The organism is Lutibacter oricola (genome assembly GCF_900106565.1).
Lineage (GTDB): Bacteria > Bacteroidota > Bacteroidia > Flavobacteriales > Flavobacteriaceae > Lutibacter > Lutibacter oricola.
Map to the genome: position 1 here is coordinate 31,769 of NZ_FNNJ01000002.1, position 15,502 is coordinate 47,270.

Genomic DNA, 15,502 nt, shown 5'->3' on the forward strand with positions numbered 1-15,502 from the left:
TTTTAACCCAAAAAAACAGCTATTTTGTTAATAAAACGGCTATTTTGTTAATAACCTATACCGTTTTACTGTATATATCGAGCGAAACCCTTTGAAATATAGGGTTACCGAACTATTGCATTCTCTTCAAAAGTGAAACCATTTAATAAACTTTGAGTATCCATTTTACGCTTTCCTGAAATTTTTAAACTATCAATTTTTATAAAGCCATTTGTAACCGCAATTTTTAATTCTTTTTTCGAACTAATTACAGTACCTATATTATAATTGTGTTCTATAACTTCTTTTTGAATGTTATAAATTTGAAGTTTAGTTTCTTCTCCATTATTAATTAAAGTGGTCCAAGCGGCAGGATATGGATTTAAGCCTCTAATAAGATTAAAAATGCTATCTAAACTAAGATTCCAATCTATTTTACATGTTTCAGTAAATATTTTTGGAGCTGGGTTAGTATCGTGTTTTGGTTGTTCAATGGTTTTTACATTACCTTTTTCAATTAACTGAACTGTTTTTACAACTAGCTTACTACCAATATTCATTAATTTATCATGTAATTCTCCAACAATTTCGTTTTCGGCAATGTTAGTTTCTTCTTGTAAAATAATGTTTCCAGTATCAATTTTTTCATCAATAAAAAAGGTAGAAACTCCTGTTTTGGTATCTCCATTAATAATAGCCCAGTTTATTGGTGCTGCTCCTCTATAATTAGGTAAAAGTGATGCGTGCAAATTAAAAGTACCATATTCTGGCATTTGCCAAACTACTTTGGGTAGCATTCTAAAAGCTACTACAATTTGTAAGTTGGCTTTTAAGGCGGCTAGTTCGTTAACAAAGTCTTCGTTTTTTAAATTGGTAGGTTGTAAAACGGTTAAGTTATTTTCTACAGCATATTTTTTAACTGCAGATTGTTGAATTTTTCGTCCTCTCCCTGCAGGTTTATCTGGTGCGGTAATTACACCAACTACATTAAAATTAGCTTTTATTAAGGCATCTAAAGTTGCTACGGCAAAATCTGGTGTGCCCATAAATACTATTCTAATATCTCTCATAATTCTATGTTAGTTTGAATTTGTTTTGCGAAGTTATTGTTATTTTATTTCTTTCTAATAAAATTTTAAGTGAATTTAAAACATCACTTTCATTTAGCGTTAATTGTTCAGCAATTTCTCTAGAGCTTAAAGAGTTGTTTTGCAATACCTTTATTATATGGTGCGAAATTTCTTTTAAATCAACCTTTTTTGTGGTTTTACTTTTGCAAACATCACATAAGCTACAATTTTTCTTTAATGTTTCGTTAAAATAGCTTAAAAGTTGAATGTTTCTGCATACTTTGTTGTTTTTTAAATAATCTACAACAGCTACATATTTATCTTTTTTTAACTGGTTTTGCTGTTCAATATTTTTCGAAATTCTATTTATAGTGTATTTGTCTTCTCTTTCTACCAAAAAAGTTAGTCTAGAGTTAGAATTTTCATAACTATAATTAATAATTCCATCTTTGTCTAGCAGTTGTAATTGTTGAATAACTGTACTTTTAGAAATTTTTAATTTTTTTGAAATGTAAGTTTCGTTAATAACTGTATAATGATCAAAAACACCACCATAGCTTCTTAGAATAAAATTCAATAGCTGTTCGTTTAATGAGTTTTGGTCTAAATAGTTTAATAATTGATTGTTAGAAATAATTATTTTTAGTGTAGATTTTTTGGTAAAGTTCTCATCGATACTTATAATATTTTCTCTCTCTAAAGCCTTTATAGCATTATAAGTTTGCAGTATGTTTAATTTATATACACTACAAAATTCTTGAACCGAAAAGTTAAATATAGAAGTTGGCAATTCACCTAAAGAAATATTGTAATACTGATTTAAATGATTGTATATTTTTTGAACATACTTAACTGTAGGTAAATTGTTGTTAAAAATAGCCAAACCATTATCTGTAGATGCTTTGTTGGTTAACGCTATTGCATAAGCCATTTTTTGATCTCTACCAGCTCTACCAGCTTCTTGAATATAATTTTCTATACTATTTGGTGTGTTAATATGTACAACAGCCCTAACATTGGCTTTATCTATTCCCATTCCAAAAGCGTTGGTAGCAACCATTATTGGTGTAGTTTCACTCATCCAATTATTAAACGTAGTATTTTTTTCTTCAAAAGTAAGTCCGCCGTGGTAATAACTGCTTTTAAAATTATTACGATTAAGATATTGAGATATTTCTATAGTTTGTTTTCTACTATTAGTGTAAATAATAATAGGTTCGTTAATTCTTTTTGAAATTTGAAGTAAGCGTCCGTAAATATCTTCGGTTTCAATAACATAATATCCTAAATTAGATCTTTTAAACGATTTTTTAAAAAGCTTAGTTTCAGTTAACTCTAAATTATCTTGAATATCGTTTAGAACTTTTGGAGTTGCTGTAGCTGTTAAAGCTATTAAAGGCGCATTTGGGTGTAGATTTTTTAACTCTTTTAAAAGTAGGTATGAAGGTCTAAAATCGTGCCCCCATTCAGAAATACAGTGTGCTTCATCAATAGCAATTAAACCAACATTTAGCTGTTTTATTTTTTCTTGAATTAATGGCGATTGAAATTTTTCTGGCGATAAGTATAAAAATTTATAATTACCATACATTAAATTGTCGAAAGCTGTAATAATTTCTTCTTGATTTAGTTGAGAGGTTAATGCTATTGCTTTTATTTGTTTTTCCTGTAAGTTTTTAACCTGGTCGTTTATTAAAGCTATTAATGGCGAAATTACTATACAAACACCATCTAAAAGTAATGCAGGTACTTGAAAACATAAAGATTTTCCTCCACCTGTTGGTAGTAAAACAACTGTATTTTTTTTATTTAATACAGAATTTATAATTTCCTCTTGTGGATCTCTAAATTGGGTGTAACCCCAATATTTTTCGAGTATTTCAAGAGGAGTACTCATTATTTTACGTATTCTAAAATAAAATCTGCACGAAATTCTACAGTTCCAAAAGGAACTTCAATAATTTTATAACCTAACTCTTTATACGTACGCTCTAAATGATTGTGAATTGCTAAGGCTTGTTCAAAGTTTTCGTAACGTTCACTATCTGAAATATAGATTTCTTCCCAAGGAGGCATAAGAAAAATATAATTGTATTTGTATAATTTACTTTTTTGAATGTAGGTGTCTGGATAATCAATGCTTATATAATTCATATATGCATGAACATCAGGAATTCCTCTATCAAAAAATACAATGTCTTTATTTTTTTTTTCAGCTTCAACATATTGATTTACTCTGCCTTCTAAAAGTAATTCGCTAAAAAGTAGAGGTTTAGTTAAAAACAGTTGATCTGTTCCATTTTTTCGAGCGTTTAGTGTAACCTCTCTAGAGATTTCTTTCATGCACTCGTATTTTCGGTATATTAATTCTTCAATTACGGTAGATTTCCCTGTGCCTGGCCCACCAGTAATTACTATTTTGTTTTGCATGTTGCAAAAATAAGGTATTCCTTAATTATAGTAAAAATAATAGTGTAATTTTGTCAGCTAAATATTAACAATTTTTAGTTGGTACTATAATTGCAAAGTCAATTAAAAACAATAGAATGGATACAAGAGAACAATTTTACAAAAAGCTTAAGAAAAAGTTAAAAAAGGATACAAAATTTCCTTCAAAATATTTATATAAATTTATAGTTCCTACTGATGAGGATAAGGTGAATCAAGTAGAAAATCTTTTTAATCATGCAGGTGCAGTAATTACCAAAAAAACATCTAAAACAGGTAAGTTTACAAGTGTTTCAATACATGTAGTTATGAAAAATGCTGATGCAGTTATTTTAAAATACAAACAAGCCGAAAAAATAGAAGGTATTATATCTTTGTGATACCTTTAACAGCGTAAACAAAAAATAAAAAATAAATTGCACCGTTTCTAACTGTAATTTTAATTACTAATTCTTTTAAAACTATATTAATGAAATTAAAGTTTGCACTGTTTACATTACTTTTTGTAACAGTAAAATCATTTTCACAAGAAAACTCAAAAGTTCTTTTTAGCATAGATAAAGAACCAATTTATACACAAGAATTTATTAGAGTTTATAACAAAAACCTTAGTTTAATAGATGATTCAGCAAAAAATAGTGTTGAAGAATATTTAAACTTGTTTGTAGATTATAAATTGAAAGTAAAGCAAGCTAGAGAACTTAAAATAGACACTCTAAAAACATTAAATAAAGAATTAAAACAATATCAAGAATCATTAAGCTTACCTTATTTAAAAGATAAAGATGTTACTAATAAACTAGTTAGTGAAGCTTATGAACGTTTATTAAAAGAGATTAATGTGAGTCATATATTAGTTTTTGCAAAGCCAAATGCAGCACCTGCAGATACTTTAAAAGCTTATAATAGTTTAATTGAGGCAAGAAATTTAATTATAAATGGGGCTGATTTTGCTGAAATTGCTAAAAAATACTCTCAAGATCCTTCTGTAAAACAAAACGGTGGAGATATAGGTTATTTTACAGCATTACAAATGGTATATCCGTTTGAAAATGTTGCGTATAATACAGCCAAAAATGAAGTTTCAATGCCATTTAGAACCAAATTTGGGTTTCATATTTTAAAACTAAATAACGAGCGTAAATCATTAGGTGAGGTTGAAGTTGCTCACATTATGCTTAAAAATTTGAGTGAAAAAAATAAGCAAAAAATAGATTCCATTTATAATTTATTGGTAAATGATAAGCAAGATTTTTTTAGTTTAGCAAAAATAGTTTCAGAAGATGGGTCTAGCGCTCCAAGAGGTGGAAAGATGGCTAAATTTAGTTATGGTAGAATGGTGGAAGATTTTTCTAAACAAGCTTTTGCTCTAGAAAATAATGATGATATTTCTAAACCGTTTAAAACTAAATATGGTTGGCATATTGCAAAATTAATTAAGAAATATCCAGTTCAAAGTTTTGAAGAAATTAAAGCGAGCTTAACAAAAAAAATAGAAAAAGATTCTAGATCAAATTTAATTGGTCAAACGGTTTTAGATAGGTTGTTTAAAGAATATAACATTACAGTAAATAAAGAAGCTTTAAAAGTGTTTGATACTAAAGATAAATTAGATTTAGAAAAGCTTAATTCCAATTTATTATCTATAAATGATAAAAAAATTAATCAAAAAGCATTTGCAGCTTATTTAAAAGGAGTTAGAAATCCTTCACTTAAAGAAAATTTTAAAAAGTTTAAAGAAAACGAAGTTTTAACGTATTATAAAGAAAATTTAAAATTTACAAACCCTAAATTTGCAGCAACATTAAAAGAATTTAATGAAGGTTTAATGTTGTTTGAATTATTAGAGCGTAAGGTTTGGAACAAATCTAAAGACAGTATTGGCTTAAATAAGTTTTATAATGCAAACAAGGTTGAAAAGTATAATAATAAAGAGTTGAAAAGTATAAAAGGTACTGTAATTTCTGATTATCAAAATGCTTTAGAAAAAGCTTGGATTGCAGAATTAAGAAACAAATATACGGTTGAATTTAACAAGTCTGAAAAAAGAAAAGTTTTAAAGAAAAAGTTTTAATTTTTTGAAAAATATAATTGTTTACATATTTGTTGTTGTATTATTTAGTTCGTGCAATTATTTTACTTTAAAAAAAGAAGAAAGTAAAATTGTAGCAAGAGTTAATACAGCATATTTATATGAAAAAGATTTAGCTAAAGTTGTTACAAACGGAGTTTCTAAACAAGACAGTACTTTGTTGGTAAATAATTATATTAATAATTGGGTAAAACAGCAATTATTACTTTCAAAAGCAGAATTAAATTTAGCAGATAAAGTAGATAAGTTCGATGATTTAGTAAAAAAATATAAAGAAGATTTATATATAAACTCTTATAAAGAGGCTGTTGTAAAAGAATATTTAAATACGGAAATTACAGATAAAGATATTGAAGATTTTTATGCTAAAAACAATGAGAATTTTAAGCTAAATGAAGAGCTTTTAAAATTAAAATTTGTGAAAGTAGCTAATAATTATGCAGATAAAAAAGAGCTTGTTAAATTATTTAAATCTTCAAAAAAAGAAGACTTAGAATCGTTAAAATCAGATAAATTATTTTTACAATCTTACCATTTAAACGATTCAATTTGGATAAAATATACCGATTTAATTTCTAAAGTTCCAGTTTTAAAAATTTTAGATAAAAAAGAACTTTTAAAAAATGGAAAATTTATTCAAAAAGAAGATTCATTAAGCTTATATTTGGTAACAATAAAAAAAGTGTTAAATAGAAACGAAATAGCGCCTAAAAGCTATATAACACCAACTGTAAAGCAATTAATTTTACATCAACGTAAATTATTATTGCTTAAAAATATTGAAGAAACATTAATAGATGATGCGCAAAAAAAAGAACAATTTGAAATATATTAAAATGAATAAAAATAGTATTGTAGTAGCTTTTTTAATGCTAGCTTTGGGTTTAACAGCTCAAACTAGTGAAAAAAATAACAGAATTAAACTTGATGGGGTTGCGATTGTAGTTGGAAAAAATATTGTTTTAGATTCTGATATAGATAAGTTTAAAAAAGAATTACAACAACGTATTGAAGGTAAAGTAGATATTACAGATTGTGAGATTTTAGAAGAAATAATGACACAAAAACTAATTGCACATCACGCAGTTATTGATAGTATTGAAGTTTCTGAAGCCGAAATTAATCAAGAGGTAGACCGTAATATTGCGTATTTCTCTCAGCAATTAGGTTCTATGGAAAAAGTGGTTAAATACTACGGTTTTTCTGATGAAGAGGATTTAAGAAATGAGCTTGGTTCAATTCAAAAAGAACAATTACTTATTCAACGAGAAAAAGCCAGTATTACCGAAAATATTGATGTTACTCCAGAAGAGGTAAGAACTTATTTTAAAAATTTAGAAGTAGATAATAACTTACCTGAATTTAGTGCTCAAATTGAGTTGGCTCAAATTGTTAAAATTTTAAAACCTTCAGAAGAAGAAACAAAAAGAGTTGTGGCAAAGCTTAACGAAATTAAAAAAGATATAGAAAATGGTTATAGCTTTAGGTTAAAAGCCATTATTAATTCTGATGATCCAGCAGTTTCTGGAAATGGTGCTGGAGCAGGAGGTAAGTATACAATTACTAGAGAAAGTGGATTTATTAAAGAATTTAAAGAAGTTGCTTTTAGTATGGATGAAGGTGAAATTTCTGAACCATTTGAATCTGGTTTTGGATTTCATATTATTCAGGTAGATAAAGTTAAAGGTCAAGAGCGCGATGTTCGTCATATTTTAATTCAACCTAAAATTTCTGAAGCAGAATTAGCATCCTCTGTTAAAGAGTTAGAAAAAGTTAGAGAAGATATTTTAAAAGGAACACTTACTTTTGAAGAAGCTGTAATAAAATACTCTGAAGATAAGGAAACTAGAAATAACAAAGGATTGTTAATTAACCCTCAAACTACAGATACCCATTTCGATTTAACACGTATGGATCCTGCACTTTATAATAGAGTAAGTAGTTTAAAAACAGGAGAAATTACAGAGCCTTTTTATGAAGAAAAAAGAGGAGCCGAAAAAATGCATAAAATAATTCTTGTAAAAACTAAAGATGAAGCTCATACTGCAAACTTTACACAAGATTATGAAAAAATTCAACAATTAACATTGCAAAAAAAGCAAGAAGAAACTGTTGAAAAATGGGCAAAAGATAAAATTAGTGACACTTATATAAAAATTAATAAAGATTTTAAAAAGTGTACCTTTAGTAAAAATTGGAAAAAAGAATAATATGTCTGATGTTACTGCCTTAAAAGAACTAGTAGGTACATTTAAAAATTTAAAACTAGAAATTGGAAAAGTAATTATTGGCCAACATGAAGCTGTTGATCATATTTTACTTTCTGTTTTAAGTGGAGGTCATTCGCTATTAGTAGGTGTGCCTGGTTTGGCAAAAACTCTTATGGTGCATACAATTGCTGAAACTTTAGGATTAGATTTTAAGCGTATTCAATTTACGCCAGATTTAATGCCTTCAGATATTTTAGGGAGTGAAATTTTAGATGAAACCAGCCACTTTAAATTTATTAAGGGGCCAATTTTTAGTAATATTATTTTGGCAGACGAGATTAATCGTACGCCACCAAAAACGCAAGCAGCTTTATTAGAAGCAATGCAAGAACGTTCGGTTACCGTTGCTGGGCATCATTATAAATTACCGAAACCATTTTTTGTGTTGGCAACTCAAAATCCAATTGAGCAGGAGGGAACTTATCCCTTACCTGAAGCGCAGTTAGATAGGTTTATGTTTTCTATAGAATTAACATATCCTAGTTTTGAAGAGGAAGTTAATGTGGTTAAAAGCACAACTAATGATGATAAACCAGAGTTAAAAGCTTTGCTTTCTGCAGAAAAAATTAATGAACTTCAACATTTAATTAGACGAATTCCTATTGCAGATAATGTAATTGAATATGCTGTTAAATTAGTTTCTAAAACAAGACCAAATACGGCGCATTCTCCAGACTTAGTAAACAGCTATTTAGATTGGGGAGCAGGTCCAAGAGCATCTCAAAACCTAATTTTAGGTGCTAAAGCACATGCAGCTGTGAATGGTAAATATTCTCCAGATATTGAGGATGTACAGGCTGTTGCTTTTTCGATATTAAGACATCGTATTGTTAGAAATTATAAAGCTGAAGCTGAAGGGATTTCAGAACAAGAAATAATAGAATCGTTATTCTAATTCAGTTTCTTTGTTTTCAAAAAAGCTAAATTTATTACCGCCATATTTTTTGTCGTAACTAAAATTAGGTAAATGGTCTAATTTGGTATGTTTAGAATGTTCTACAATTAGCAAACCATCTTCAGCCAATAAATTACGTTCGAATATAGTTGTTACAATTTTTTCAAACTTTTCGTTTTCAAAATCGTAAGGTGGATCTGCAAAAATAATATCATTTTGTAAATTAGATTTGTTTAAGTATTTAAACACATCGCTTTTTATAGTATTGATGTTTAAATCTAACTCATCAGATATTTTGTTGATGTATTTAACGCATCCAAAATGAGTATCTACAGCTATAATTTTTTCTGTACCTCTAGAGCCAAATTCAAAACTAATATTTCCTGTTCCAGAAAATAGATCTAATACGCTAACACTATTAAAATAATACAAATTATTAATAATATTAAACAACGCTTCTTTAGCCATATCTGTAGTTGGTCTTACCGGAAGGTTTTTTGGTGCTTGTAAGCGCTTACTTTTAAATTTACCTGAAACTATTCTCATATTGTAATTGCGTTGCTTATAACTGTGTTAAAAGCGTGTTTTGGTATCTTATTGTTTAATGATGAAGGAAAATTAGTTGGATTTAAAAAACTAATATTTCTAATGTATTGGTATGCGAGTGCGTATAATTCTGATTCTTTCTCAATATCGCCCATTAAAACTAAGTTAAACTCTTCTGGGTTTAGTTCTAATTGCTCTGCAGTAAAAAGAATGTAATAAAGAAAATCTTCTTTTGTTTTAAAATTAAAGCTGTTAAATAAAACGAGTTTGTTGTTTTTTAGAACTACAATTTCAAAATTAGAGTTTACAACATTAACAAAACAATTAGCTCCTTCGCTATTTTTATAAGAACTAATTAATGTTTCTATTAAACTAGTAGATGAATGTTTAAAAGTAAATGAACCGTAAGTATCTATTAGAAAATTATTAATATTTACAAAAGGTACATACACGTTAACAATATCTGTATTGTTTATCTCGTCGTAAGTGATGTAATCGTTTTCAAGTAGTTTTACATTGTATTGTAAATAATTCTCAATGTTGTTTTTATTAAATAATGCTTGTGGTACTTGAGCAACAAGATTGTTAAAGTGAGTTACAATAACTTTTTTATAAATAGGTTTCAATAACTCTTCAGTAGTATATAATTCTGTTATAAATTCTAAAAGTTGATATGGGTTTTTTGAAGATCCATATTCGAATTCATAAGATGCCAGTGCTAATATTTCGTTTTGATTTGGCGAGTATATACAAAAAGAATATCCATCCAAACTAAGTTGGATGGATATTGTATTTTCATTTAGATTGTTAAAATCTAAATTGTTATTCTTTATCCAGGTTGTCTGCTTTATCATAGAAAGGAGGCCAGTTACCATCTTCACTTACTTCACCTAAAGAACCAACTCTAAGAAACTCTCCTCTAACTTCTTCACCACCAATAGCTTCTTTTTCTTGTTTCACTAAGTTAATATCCATACCTTTTAAAATAAGTCCTTTATCAACTTTTACTTCGAATACAGGAGCTTTTAAACCAGCTAGTTTTTCAATTTCACCAACTTCAATTTTAAATTTTTGATCTGTACCAGGAATATTCATCATTTGTTTGTAGTCTTTTCCAACAAAAGACCCTCTTACAGCTTCATATCCAACAGTATCAACAACTCTTCTCTCAATTTCTTTAGTAATTCCACCACCTGTATGAACAGTTTCGGCTACGTTTCTAGTTTGAGTTAAAGCAAATTTAGCAGTATCAATAAACTTAATTAAGTTTTCTCCACTAGCTGTATACTTACCAGTTACTTTTTTATGAGCAACTTCAGCATCTCTAATAATTTTTAAGTTTTCAATAACTTTAGCGTATCTTTCTTTCTTCTCGTTATTAAATTTAATAGGCTTTCTAATTTCGAAGTTAATTTTATAAACTAAAAGCGCAGCAAGAGCTAATAAAATTATAGAAATAATCCAATGTAATTTTCTTGGAATAAAATTTACTACTAAGTATGCTAAAATTCCGGTTACTACTATACCTGCAAGTATAATTAAAAGTGTTATCATTTTTTATTTTATCTTATGTTATGTACGTACGCAAATCTACAAATTTTTTTTAACGAGAAAAACTTTTCGGCAGAAATCAATTTGTATATTTGAAATTTAATTCAAACATGCGTAAAACACCCAAAGAATTTTATATAGACTTAGTTGAAAAATTCCCATTTGAACCAACTTCATCTCAAGATTTATTACTAACAAAACTATCAGAATTTGTATTTGAAAAGAGTAATAGATCTTTATTTGTAATTAAAGGATATGCTGGTACTGGAAAAACTACAACAATTAGCACTTTAGTTAATAATTTATGGCGAACCGGTTCTAAAGCTGTATTGCTTGCACCTACCGGAAGAGCAGCTAAAGTTATTGCCAATTATTCAAGTAGAAGTGCTTTTACAATTCATAAAAAAATATATTTTCCAAAAAAAAATAAGGGAGGTGGTGTAGATTTTGTTTTGCAGCCAAATAAGCATTCTAACACTATATTTTTTGTTGATGAAGCTTCAATGATTCCAGACACTCCTTCTAGTGCTAAATTGTTTGAAAAAGGCTCTTTGTTAGATGATTTAATTTCTTATGTATATTCGGGGTCTCAATGCAAACTTGTTTTAATTGGAGATACAGCACAATTACCACCTGTTAAACTTTCTTTAAGTCCTGCATTAGATTCTACTAAATTGGAGTTGGAGTACAATAAGGATGTTTCAGAAATTGAACTAAGTGAAGTTATGCGTCAGCACGAAAACTCTGGAATTTTAATAAACGCTACATCATTAAGGTTAATAATTGCTAACGGTGGTTTTAGCGATTTTCAATTTGAATTAGGCTATCCAGATTTAATTAGATTAATTGATGGTTACGACATTCAAGATGCTATAAATTCTGCCTACGATAATATTGGAGTAGAAGACACTGCTTTTATAGTTCGTTCGAACAAAAGAGCAAACCAGTACAACCAACAAATTAGAAGTAAAATTAGAGGACAAGAGAGCGATATTTCTACAGGTGATTTTGTAATGGTTGTTAAAAATAATTATTTTTGGTTGAAGGATTCTAGTGAGGCTGGTTTTATTGCAAACGGTGATATTTGTGAGGTTTTGCAAATTTTTTCTATTAAAGAATTATACGGTTTTAGGTTTGCTGAAGTAAAGGTTAGAATGATTGATTATCCAGATCAAAAACCTTTTGAAACCGTTTTGTTGTTGGATACAATTACTTCAGAATCTCCTTCATTATCTTACGAAGATTCAAATAGATTATACCAAGAAGTTGCGAAAGATTTTGCACACGAATCCTCTAAATACAAACAATTATTAGCAATTAAAAAAAGTAAATATTTTAATGCTTTGCAAGTAAAGTTCTCATACGCAGTTACTTGTCATAAATCTCAAGGTGGACAATGGAAAAATGTTTTTATAGAGCAACCATATTTGCCAGATGGACAAAGTGTTGAGTACTTACGCTGGTTATATACGGCTGTAACAAGAGCACAAGAAAAAGTTTATTTAATTGGATTCAAAGATGATTGTTTTATAGAATAATCAATAACTATAAGGAAATGAAAAATAAAAGGTTGAACCTTTAGTTGGAGTACTTTCTAGCCATATTTTACCACCTAACATTTCAACATAAGCTTTGCTAATAGAAAGGCCTAATCCTGCTCCTTGAGTTGCATTTGCATCCTCAATGTCTGCTTGTATAAAACGTTCGAAAATTGCTTTTTGCCTACTTGTTGGAACTCCAATACCTGTATCTTTTACGTAAAATTGTAGGTTAGTGTTTTTTAATTCGTAACCAATTTCAATAGTTCCAGTATTAGTATATTTTATGGCGTTTTTAACAAGGTTTGTATAAATTGCGTAAAACTTTTCATAATCTGTTCTTATAATAGATTCACTATTAGGTAATCGTTTTGTTATGGATAGTTTAATTTGTTTTTTGTGAGCTTCTAATTTAAAAAAGTTGTATAAGTTATCTAATTGCTCGTTAATATTAACATTAGAATAGGTTATACGCATTAAACTAGCCTCAATTTTTGAAATATCAATAATATTATTAATAAGGTTAAGCATTCGATCACCACTTTTTTCAATAATACTAATGTATTTTTCTCTTTTATCTTCAGATAAGTTAGGTGTTTTCAATAAATCGGTAAAGCCAATAATGCCATTCATTGGCGTTCTAATTTCGTGACTCATATTTGCAAGAAAGGCACTTTTTAAACGTTCGCTTTTTTCAGCTTCTTCCTTGGCATTTATTAAATTTTGCTCTGCCAATTTACGCTTTGTAATATCAAAAGAGGAGATAATTCCGGCTTTGTTTCCATCCCAGTTTATTAAACCAACATTAACATCTACCCATTTAATGTCATCATTTTTTTTAATGATTTTTGCTTCAAAAGATTTCTCTTTACTATTGTTTTTAATTTTTTTGAAATAAAACCGATCTATAATGTTTTTGTAATCAGTATGAATTAATTCTTTTAAACTTAAGTTTAGTAATTCATTATAATTATAACCTGTAAAATTTTCAGCGGCCTGATTAGCGTAAATAATTTTATTATTTCTGTAAATTAAAATACTTGCAGCTGTAGAGTTTAAAAGCGTTCTCATTCGTAATTCACCTTCCTTTAGTGAAGCCTCTGCAATTTCACGTTGCTTTTTTTCGTAAGCTTGGTTAAGCTTAATTCCAAGTTGATTAATTATTGGGTAAAGTTCAAAAGTTAGTGTTTCATTAAAAGGTTTTTTTCTGCCAAGAATTAGAATTCCATAAGTATTTAGGTTGTACGCATAGTAAATAGAATTCTCTACCAGTAATTGCGAAAAAGGCTCATGTGCTTTTTGTGATAAGTTAGAAAAATAGGCTTTTACATGTTCCCATTCTTTCGATTTTTTTGACACATAAGGAATTAAAAGCGATTCGTTAAAACTAGAATTTTCTTTTTTTAATACGCCTGCAGTAAAGCAGTTTAGTTTTCTTAAGTAAAGAGGAATACTTTTTTTTAAAATTGTTTTTTCATTTATTTCATTGTACGAGCTAAATACAAGTTCTAGCAACATTTCGGTTTGTAAGTTTTGCTTTACCATATTGCTATTACTATTGTTTTGTTATAAATTTCTAACACAGACTCTCCAGAATTTGCAATTTCACCTATGCTTAAAATTCCAGAAGTAGTTGTTTTCTGTTTAATGGCATCTAGTTCTTTATCAAAATTTTCGTTCATATACAAAGCTCTAGAAATACAATCTATACAAAAAGTTGTTTTTATAACGTCTTTTTTACTATTAGATAACGCTTGTTCTGAAGCTAAAAATGCACTTTTAATTAAAGAGTTTGTATTGCCATTTAATATTTCTACATATTCTCCTTCGTGTACAATATCAATTAAATGTAGTTTGTTGTCTATGGTTTTAAATGGATCTCTAACTACCTTTTCAGCATCAATTTTAGAAATGCCTAATGGATAAGATTTAGCTATTTTAAAGAAATTAGTGCTGTCAAATAATTTTCCAGAGTGTTGCTCAACAATTTCTTTATAAATTTGAAAAGCCGGTTTCCAATTTATACTTATTATTTCTTTTTTATTGGTTTGTGTAACTTTTAAAGGTTTAGATATAGACTCCCAACCATGTGCAGCACCAATTGCAATAGTTTCTTTTGTCCAGCCAATTACGGCAGCATTTTTGTGAATCCCCGAATTTGATATAATACAAGGGAAATTATTGAAATTTAAAGATCCTGCGCCTCCACCAAGATAAGTTGGGTTTACTCCGAAAAAATTAAATAAAGTTTCAATAAAATCACTTTTATTTGAACTTAAACAACTATAAAATACAAAAAGGGAACTGGAAGAAGCTGTAGATTTATTTTGTGTAGTTTCTAATTGTTCAAGAATAGATTCAGAACTATCTGAAAGATTTATTACTTGAGAGGTTAGCTTAAATTTAAGAGGAATTAAAAGAATTCCCTCTTTTTTTCTTTGACCTTTATAAATAATCTCAGGAAATACTCCTCCAATAATTGGTTTGTTTGATTTTTTTAAAAGAGGTGCAATTTCCTCTTCGGTATACTGATTTTCATCCGCCATAAAAAATAGCATAGAAAGAACAGATGCGTCAGTTTCAAACTTGTTTAAATCTTTTTTTAATGATGTTATATTACTCGGCGGTAAATATACCTCATTCATAATAGTGCAATAATTTTATTTGTAGGGCTACTTGTATACAGATATACAAAGTAAATATTAGACTAATTTACGAGTTTAATTTTAATAAATATTAAAAAAAATAAAATTTTTATTGATTTTTATATATAAAATAATTGTTCTTATTTAAACATGTCCATTCCGGGAATGTTAGGCATTCCATCTTTAGCTGCAAGAGCTAATTCGTGCTCGCTTATACTATTTGCTTTTGTTAGAGCTTTGTTTAAAGCTATAATTAAATAGTCTTCAATTTCTTCTTTTTCTGAAATTTCTTCAGCAATAGATATAGATTTAATTTGTTTGTTAGCTGTAACTGTTACTTTAATTTTTCCATTAGCAGCTTCTTCATCAATTAAAACAGTGTCTAATCTTTTTTTAGTTTCTTCAATTTTTTTTTGAGCATCTTGTAGCTTGCCCATCATTCCAGATATATCTCCAAACATTTGTAAT

The 15,502-nt window shown here is 28.3% G+C and carries 15 protein-coding genes; 6 read left to right on the forward strand and 9 right to left on the reverse strand.

Annotated features, from left to right (window positions below):
- Window positions 1-104: 104 nt before the first annotated feature.
- Genes fmt through BLU40_RS04865 form a run of 3 tightly spaced genes read right to left on the reverse strand, consistent with a single transcriptional unit; the run spans window position 105 to window position 3,479 of the window.
- On the reverse strand, window positions 105-1,049 hold the full coding sequence (fmt, locus tag BLU40_RS04855; RefSeq protein WP_175454745.1) for a methionyl-tRNA formyltransferase: 945 nt from the start codon (window positions 1,047-1,049) through the stop codon (window positions 105-107).
- A gap of 4 nt (window positions 1,050-1,053) precedes the next feature.
- Window positions 1,054-2,946, reverse strand: coding sequence for a RecQ family ATP-dependent DNA helicase (locus tag BLU40_RS04860; RefSeq protein WP_090120464.1), 1,893 nt, complete (start codon window positions 2,944-2,946; stop codon window positions 1,054-1,056).
- Entirely contained in the window at window positions 2,946-3,479 is a 534-nt protein-coding gene (locus tag BLU40_RS04865) for an AAA family ATPase (protein ID WP_090120467.1), read from the reverse strand. Before BLU40_RS04865 ends, BLU40_RS04860 begins: the two co-directional genes overlap by 1 nt.
- A 116-nt stretch (window positions 3,480-3,595) precedes the next feature.
- Here BLU40_RS04865 and BLU40_RS04870 point away from each other — a divergent pair, with 116 nt between their 5' ends.
- The 5 genes from BLU40_RS04870 to BLU40_RS04890 all read left to right on the forward strand — a co-directional run bounded on the left by BLU40_RS04870 (window position 3,596) and on the right by BLU40_RS04890 (window position 8,754).
- Window positions 3,596-3,877: a DUF493 family protein gene (locus tag BLU40_RS04870; protein WP_090120470.1), complete on the forward strand. Its 282-nt coding sequence runs from the start codon at window positions 3,596-3,598 to the stop codon at window positions 3,875-3,877.
- A gap of 89 nt (window positions 3,878-3,966) precedes the next feature.
- Window positions 3,967-5,571 (forward strand): peptidylprolyl isomerase, encoded by a 1,605-nt coding sequence (locus BLU40_RS04875; protein ID WP_090120474.1) that lies wholly within the window; start codon window positions 3,967-3,969, stop codon window positions 5,569-5,571.
- Window positions 5,572-5,575: 4 nt separating this feature from the next.
- Window positions 5,576-6,424, forward strand: a complete 849-nt coding sequence (locus BLU40_RS04880; RefSeq protein ID WP_090120478.1) for a hypothetical protein — start codon at window positions 5,576-5,578, stop codon at window positions 6,422-6,424.
- 1 nt (window position 6,425) lies between these two features.
- The gene (locus BLU40_RS04885) at window positions 6,426-7,799 is read left to right on the forward strand and encodes a peptidylprolyl isomerase (protein ID WP_245729900.1); all 1,374 of its coding nucleotides are present in this window, start codon (window positions 6,426-6,428) and stop codon (window positions 7,797-7,799) included.
- A gap of 1 nt (window position 7,800) precedes the next feature.
- Entirely contained in the window at window positions 7,801-8,754 is a 954-nt protein-coding gene (locus BLU40_RS04890) for an AAA family ATPase (RefSeq protein WP_090120482.1), read from the forward strand.
- On the opposite strand, the gene BLU40_RS04895 is transcribed toward BLU40_RS04890, so the two are convergent.
- From BLU40_RS04895 to BLU40_RS04905, 3 genes are read right to left on the reverse strand one after another with little or no spacing between them, the layout of a single operon-like run.
- Complete coding sequence (locus tag BLU40_RS04895) at window positions 8,746-9,300, reverse strand: RsmD family RNA methyltransferase (RefSeq protein ID WP_090120485.1); 555 nt, start codon at window positions 9,298-9,300, stop codon at window positions 8,746-8,748. The genes BLU40_RS04890 and BLU40_RS04895 overlap by 9 nt on opposite strands.
- Window positions 9,297-10,154: a DUF3822 family protein gene (locus tag BLU40_RS04900; RefSeq protein WP_175454746.1), complete on the reverse strand. Its 858-nt coding sequence runs from the start codon at window positions 10,152-10,154 to the stop codon at window positions 9,297-9,299. Before BLU40_RS04900 ends, BLU40_RS04895 begins: the two co-directional genes overlap by 4 nt.
- A complete protein-coding gene (locus tag BLU40_RS04905; protein WP_090120494.1) occupies window positions 10,123-10,854 on the reverse strand; it encodes a hypothetical protein in 732 nt (243 codons plus the stop codon). Before BLU40_RS04905 ends, BLU40_RS04900 begins: the two co-directional genes overlap by 32 nt.
- A gap of 107 nt (window positions 10,855-10,961) precedes the next feature.
- On the opposite strand from BLU40_RS04905, the gene BLU40_RS04910 reads away from it, so the two are divergent.
- Window positions 10,962-12,389, forward strand: coding sequence for an ATP-dependent DNA helicase (locus tag BLU40_RS04910; protein ID WP_090120497.1), 1,428 nt, complete (start codon window positions 10,962-10,964; stop codon window positions 12,387-12,389).
- Here BLU40_RS04910 and BLU40_RS04915 read toward each other — a convergent pair whose 3' ends face one another.
- From BLU40_RS04915 to BLU40_RS04925, 3 genes are all read right to left on the reverse strand, one after another.
- Entirely contained in the window at window positions 12,390-13,934 is a 1,545-nt protein-coding gene (locus tag BLU40_RS04915; protein ID WP_090120500.1) for a PAS domain-containing sensor histidine kinase, read from the reverse strand.
- Window positions 13,928-15,034, reverse strand: a complete 1,107-nt coding sequence (locus tag BLU40_RS04920) for an FIST signal transduction protein (RefSeq protein WP_090120503.1) — start codon at window positions 15,032-15,034, stop codon at window positions 13,928-13,930. The genes BLU40_RS04915 and BLU40_RS04920 overlap by 7 nt, the downstream gene beginning before the upstream one ends.
- 140 nt (window positions 15,035-15,174) lie before the next feature.
- Window positions 15,175-15,495, reverse strand: coding sequence for a YbaB/EbfC family nucleoid-associated protein (locus BLU40_RS04925; protein ID WP_090120507.1), 321 nt, complete (start codon window positions 15,493-15,495; stop codon window positions 15,175-15,177).
- Window positions 15,496-15,502 lie beyond the last annotated feature (7 nt).

Excerpts from the sequence above, each read along its gene's own strand:
- BLU40_RS04885 (WP_245729900.1), top strand. The coding sequence starts at position 6,426 with ATGAATAAAAATAGTATTGTAGTAGCTTTTTTAATGCTAGCTTTGGGT.
- BLU40_RS04875 (WP_090120474.1), top strand. The coding sequence starts at position 3,967 with ATGAAATTAAAGTTTGCACTGTTTACATTACTTTTTGTAACAGTAAAA.
- fmt (WP_175454745.1), bottom strand. The coding sequence starts at position 1,049 with ATGAGAGATATTAGAATAGTATTTATGGGCACACCAGATTTTGCCGTA.
- BLU40_RS04890 (WP_090120482.1), top strand. The coding sequence starts at position 7,801 with ATGTCTGATGTTACTGCCTTAAAAGAACTAGTAGGTACATTTAAAAAT.
- BLU40_RS04870 (WP_090120470.1), top strand. The coding sequence starts at position 3,596 with ATGGATACAAGAGAACAATTTTACAAAAAGCTTAAGAAAAAGTTAAAA.
- BLU40_RS04905 (WP_090120494.1), bottom strand. The coding sequence starts at position 10,854 with ATGATAACACTTTTAATTATACTTGCAGGTATAGTAGTAACCGGAATT.
- BLU40_RS04860 (WP_090120464.1), bottom strand. The coding sequence starts at position 2,946 with ATGAGTACTCCTCTTGAAATACTCGAAAAATATTGGGGTTACACCCAA.
- BLU40_RS04900 (WP_175454746.1), bottom strand. The coding sequence starts at position 10,154 with ATGATAAAGCAGACAACCTGGATAAAGAATAACAATTTAGATTTTAAC.
- BLU40_RS04920 (WP_090120503.1), bottom strand. The coding sequence starts at position 15,034 with ATGAATGAGGTATATTTACCGCCGAGTAATATAACATCATTAAAAAAA.
- BLU40_RS04910 (WP_090120497.1), top strand. The coding sequence starts at position 10,962 with ATGCGTAAAACACCCAAAGAATTTTATATAGACTTAGTTGAAAAATTC.
- BLU40_RS04915 (WP_090120500.1), bottom strand. The coding sequence starts at position 13,934 with ATGGTAAAGCAAAACTTACAAACCGAAATGTTGCTAGAACTTGTATTT.
- BLU40_RS04925 (WP_090120507.1), bottom strand. The coding sequence starts at position 15,495 with ATGTTTGGAGATATATCTGGAATGATGGGCAAGCTACAAGATGCTCAA.
- BLU40_RS04865 (WP_090120467.1), bottom strand. The coding sequence starts at position 3,479 with ATGCAAAACAAAATAGTAATTACTGGTGGGCCAGGCACAGGGAAATCT.
- BLU40_RS04895 (WP_090120485.1), bottom strand. The coding sequence starts at position 9,300 with ATGAGAATAGTTTCAGGTAAATTTAAAAGTAAGCGCTTACAAGCACCA.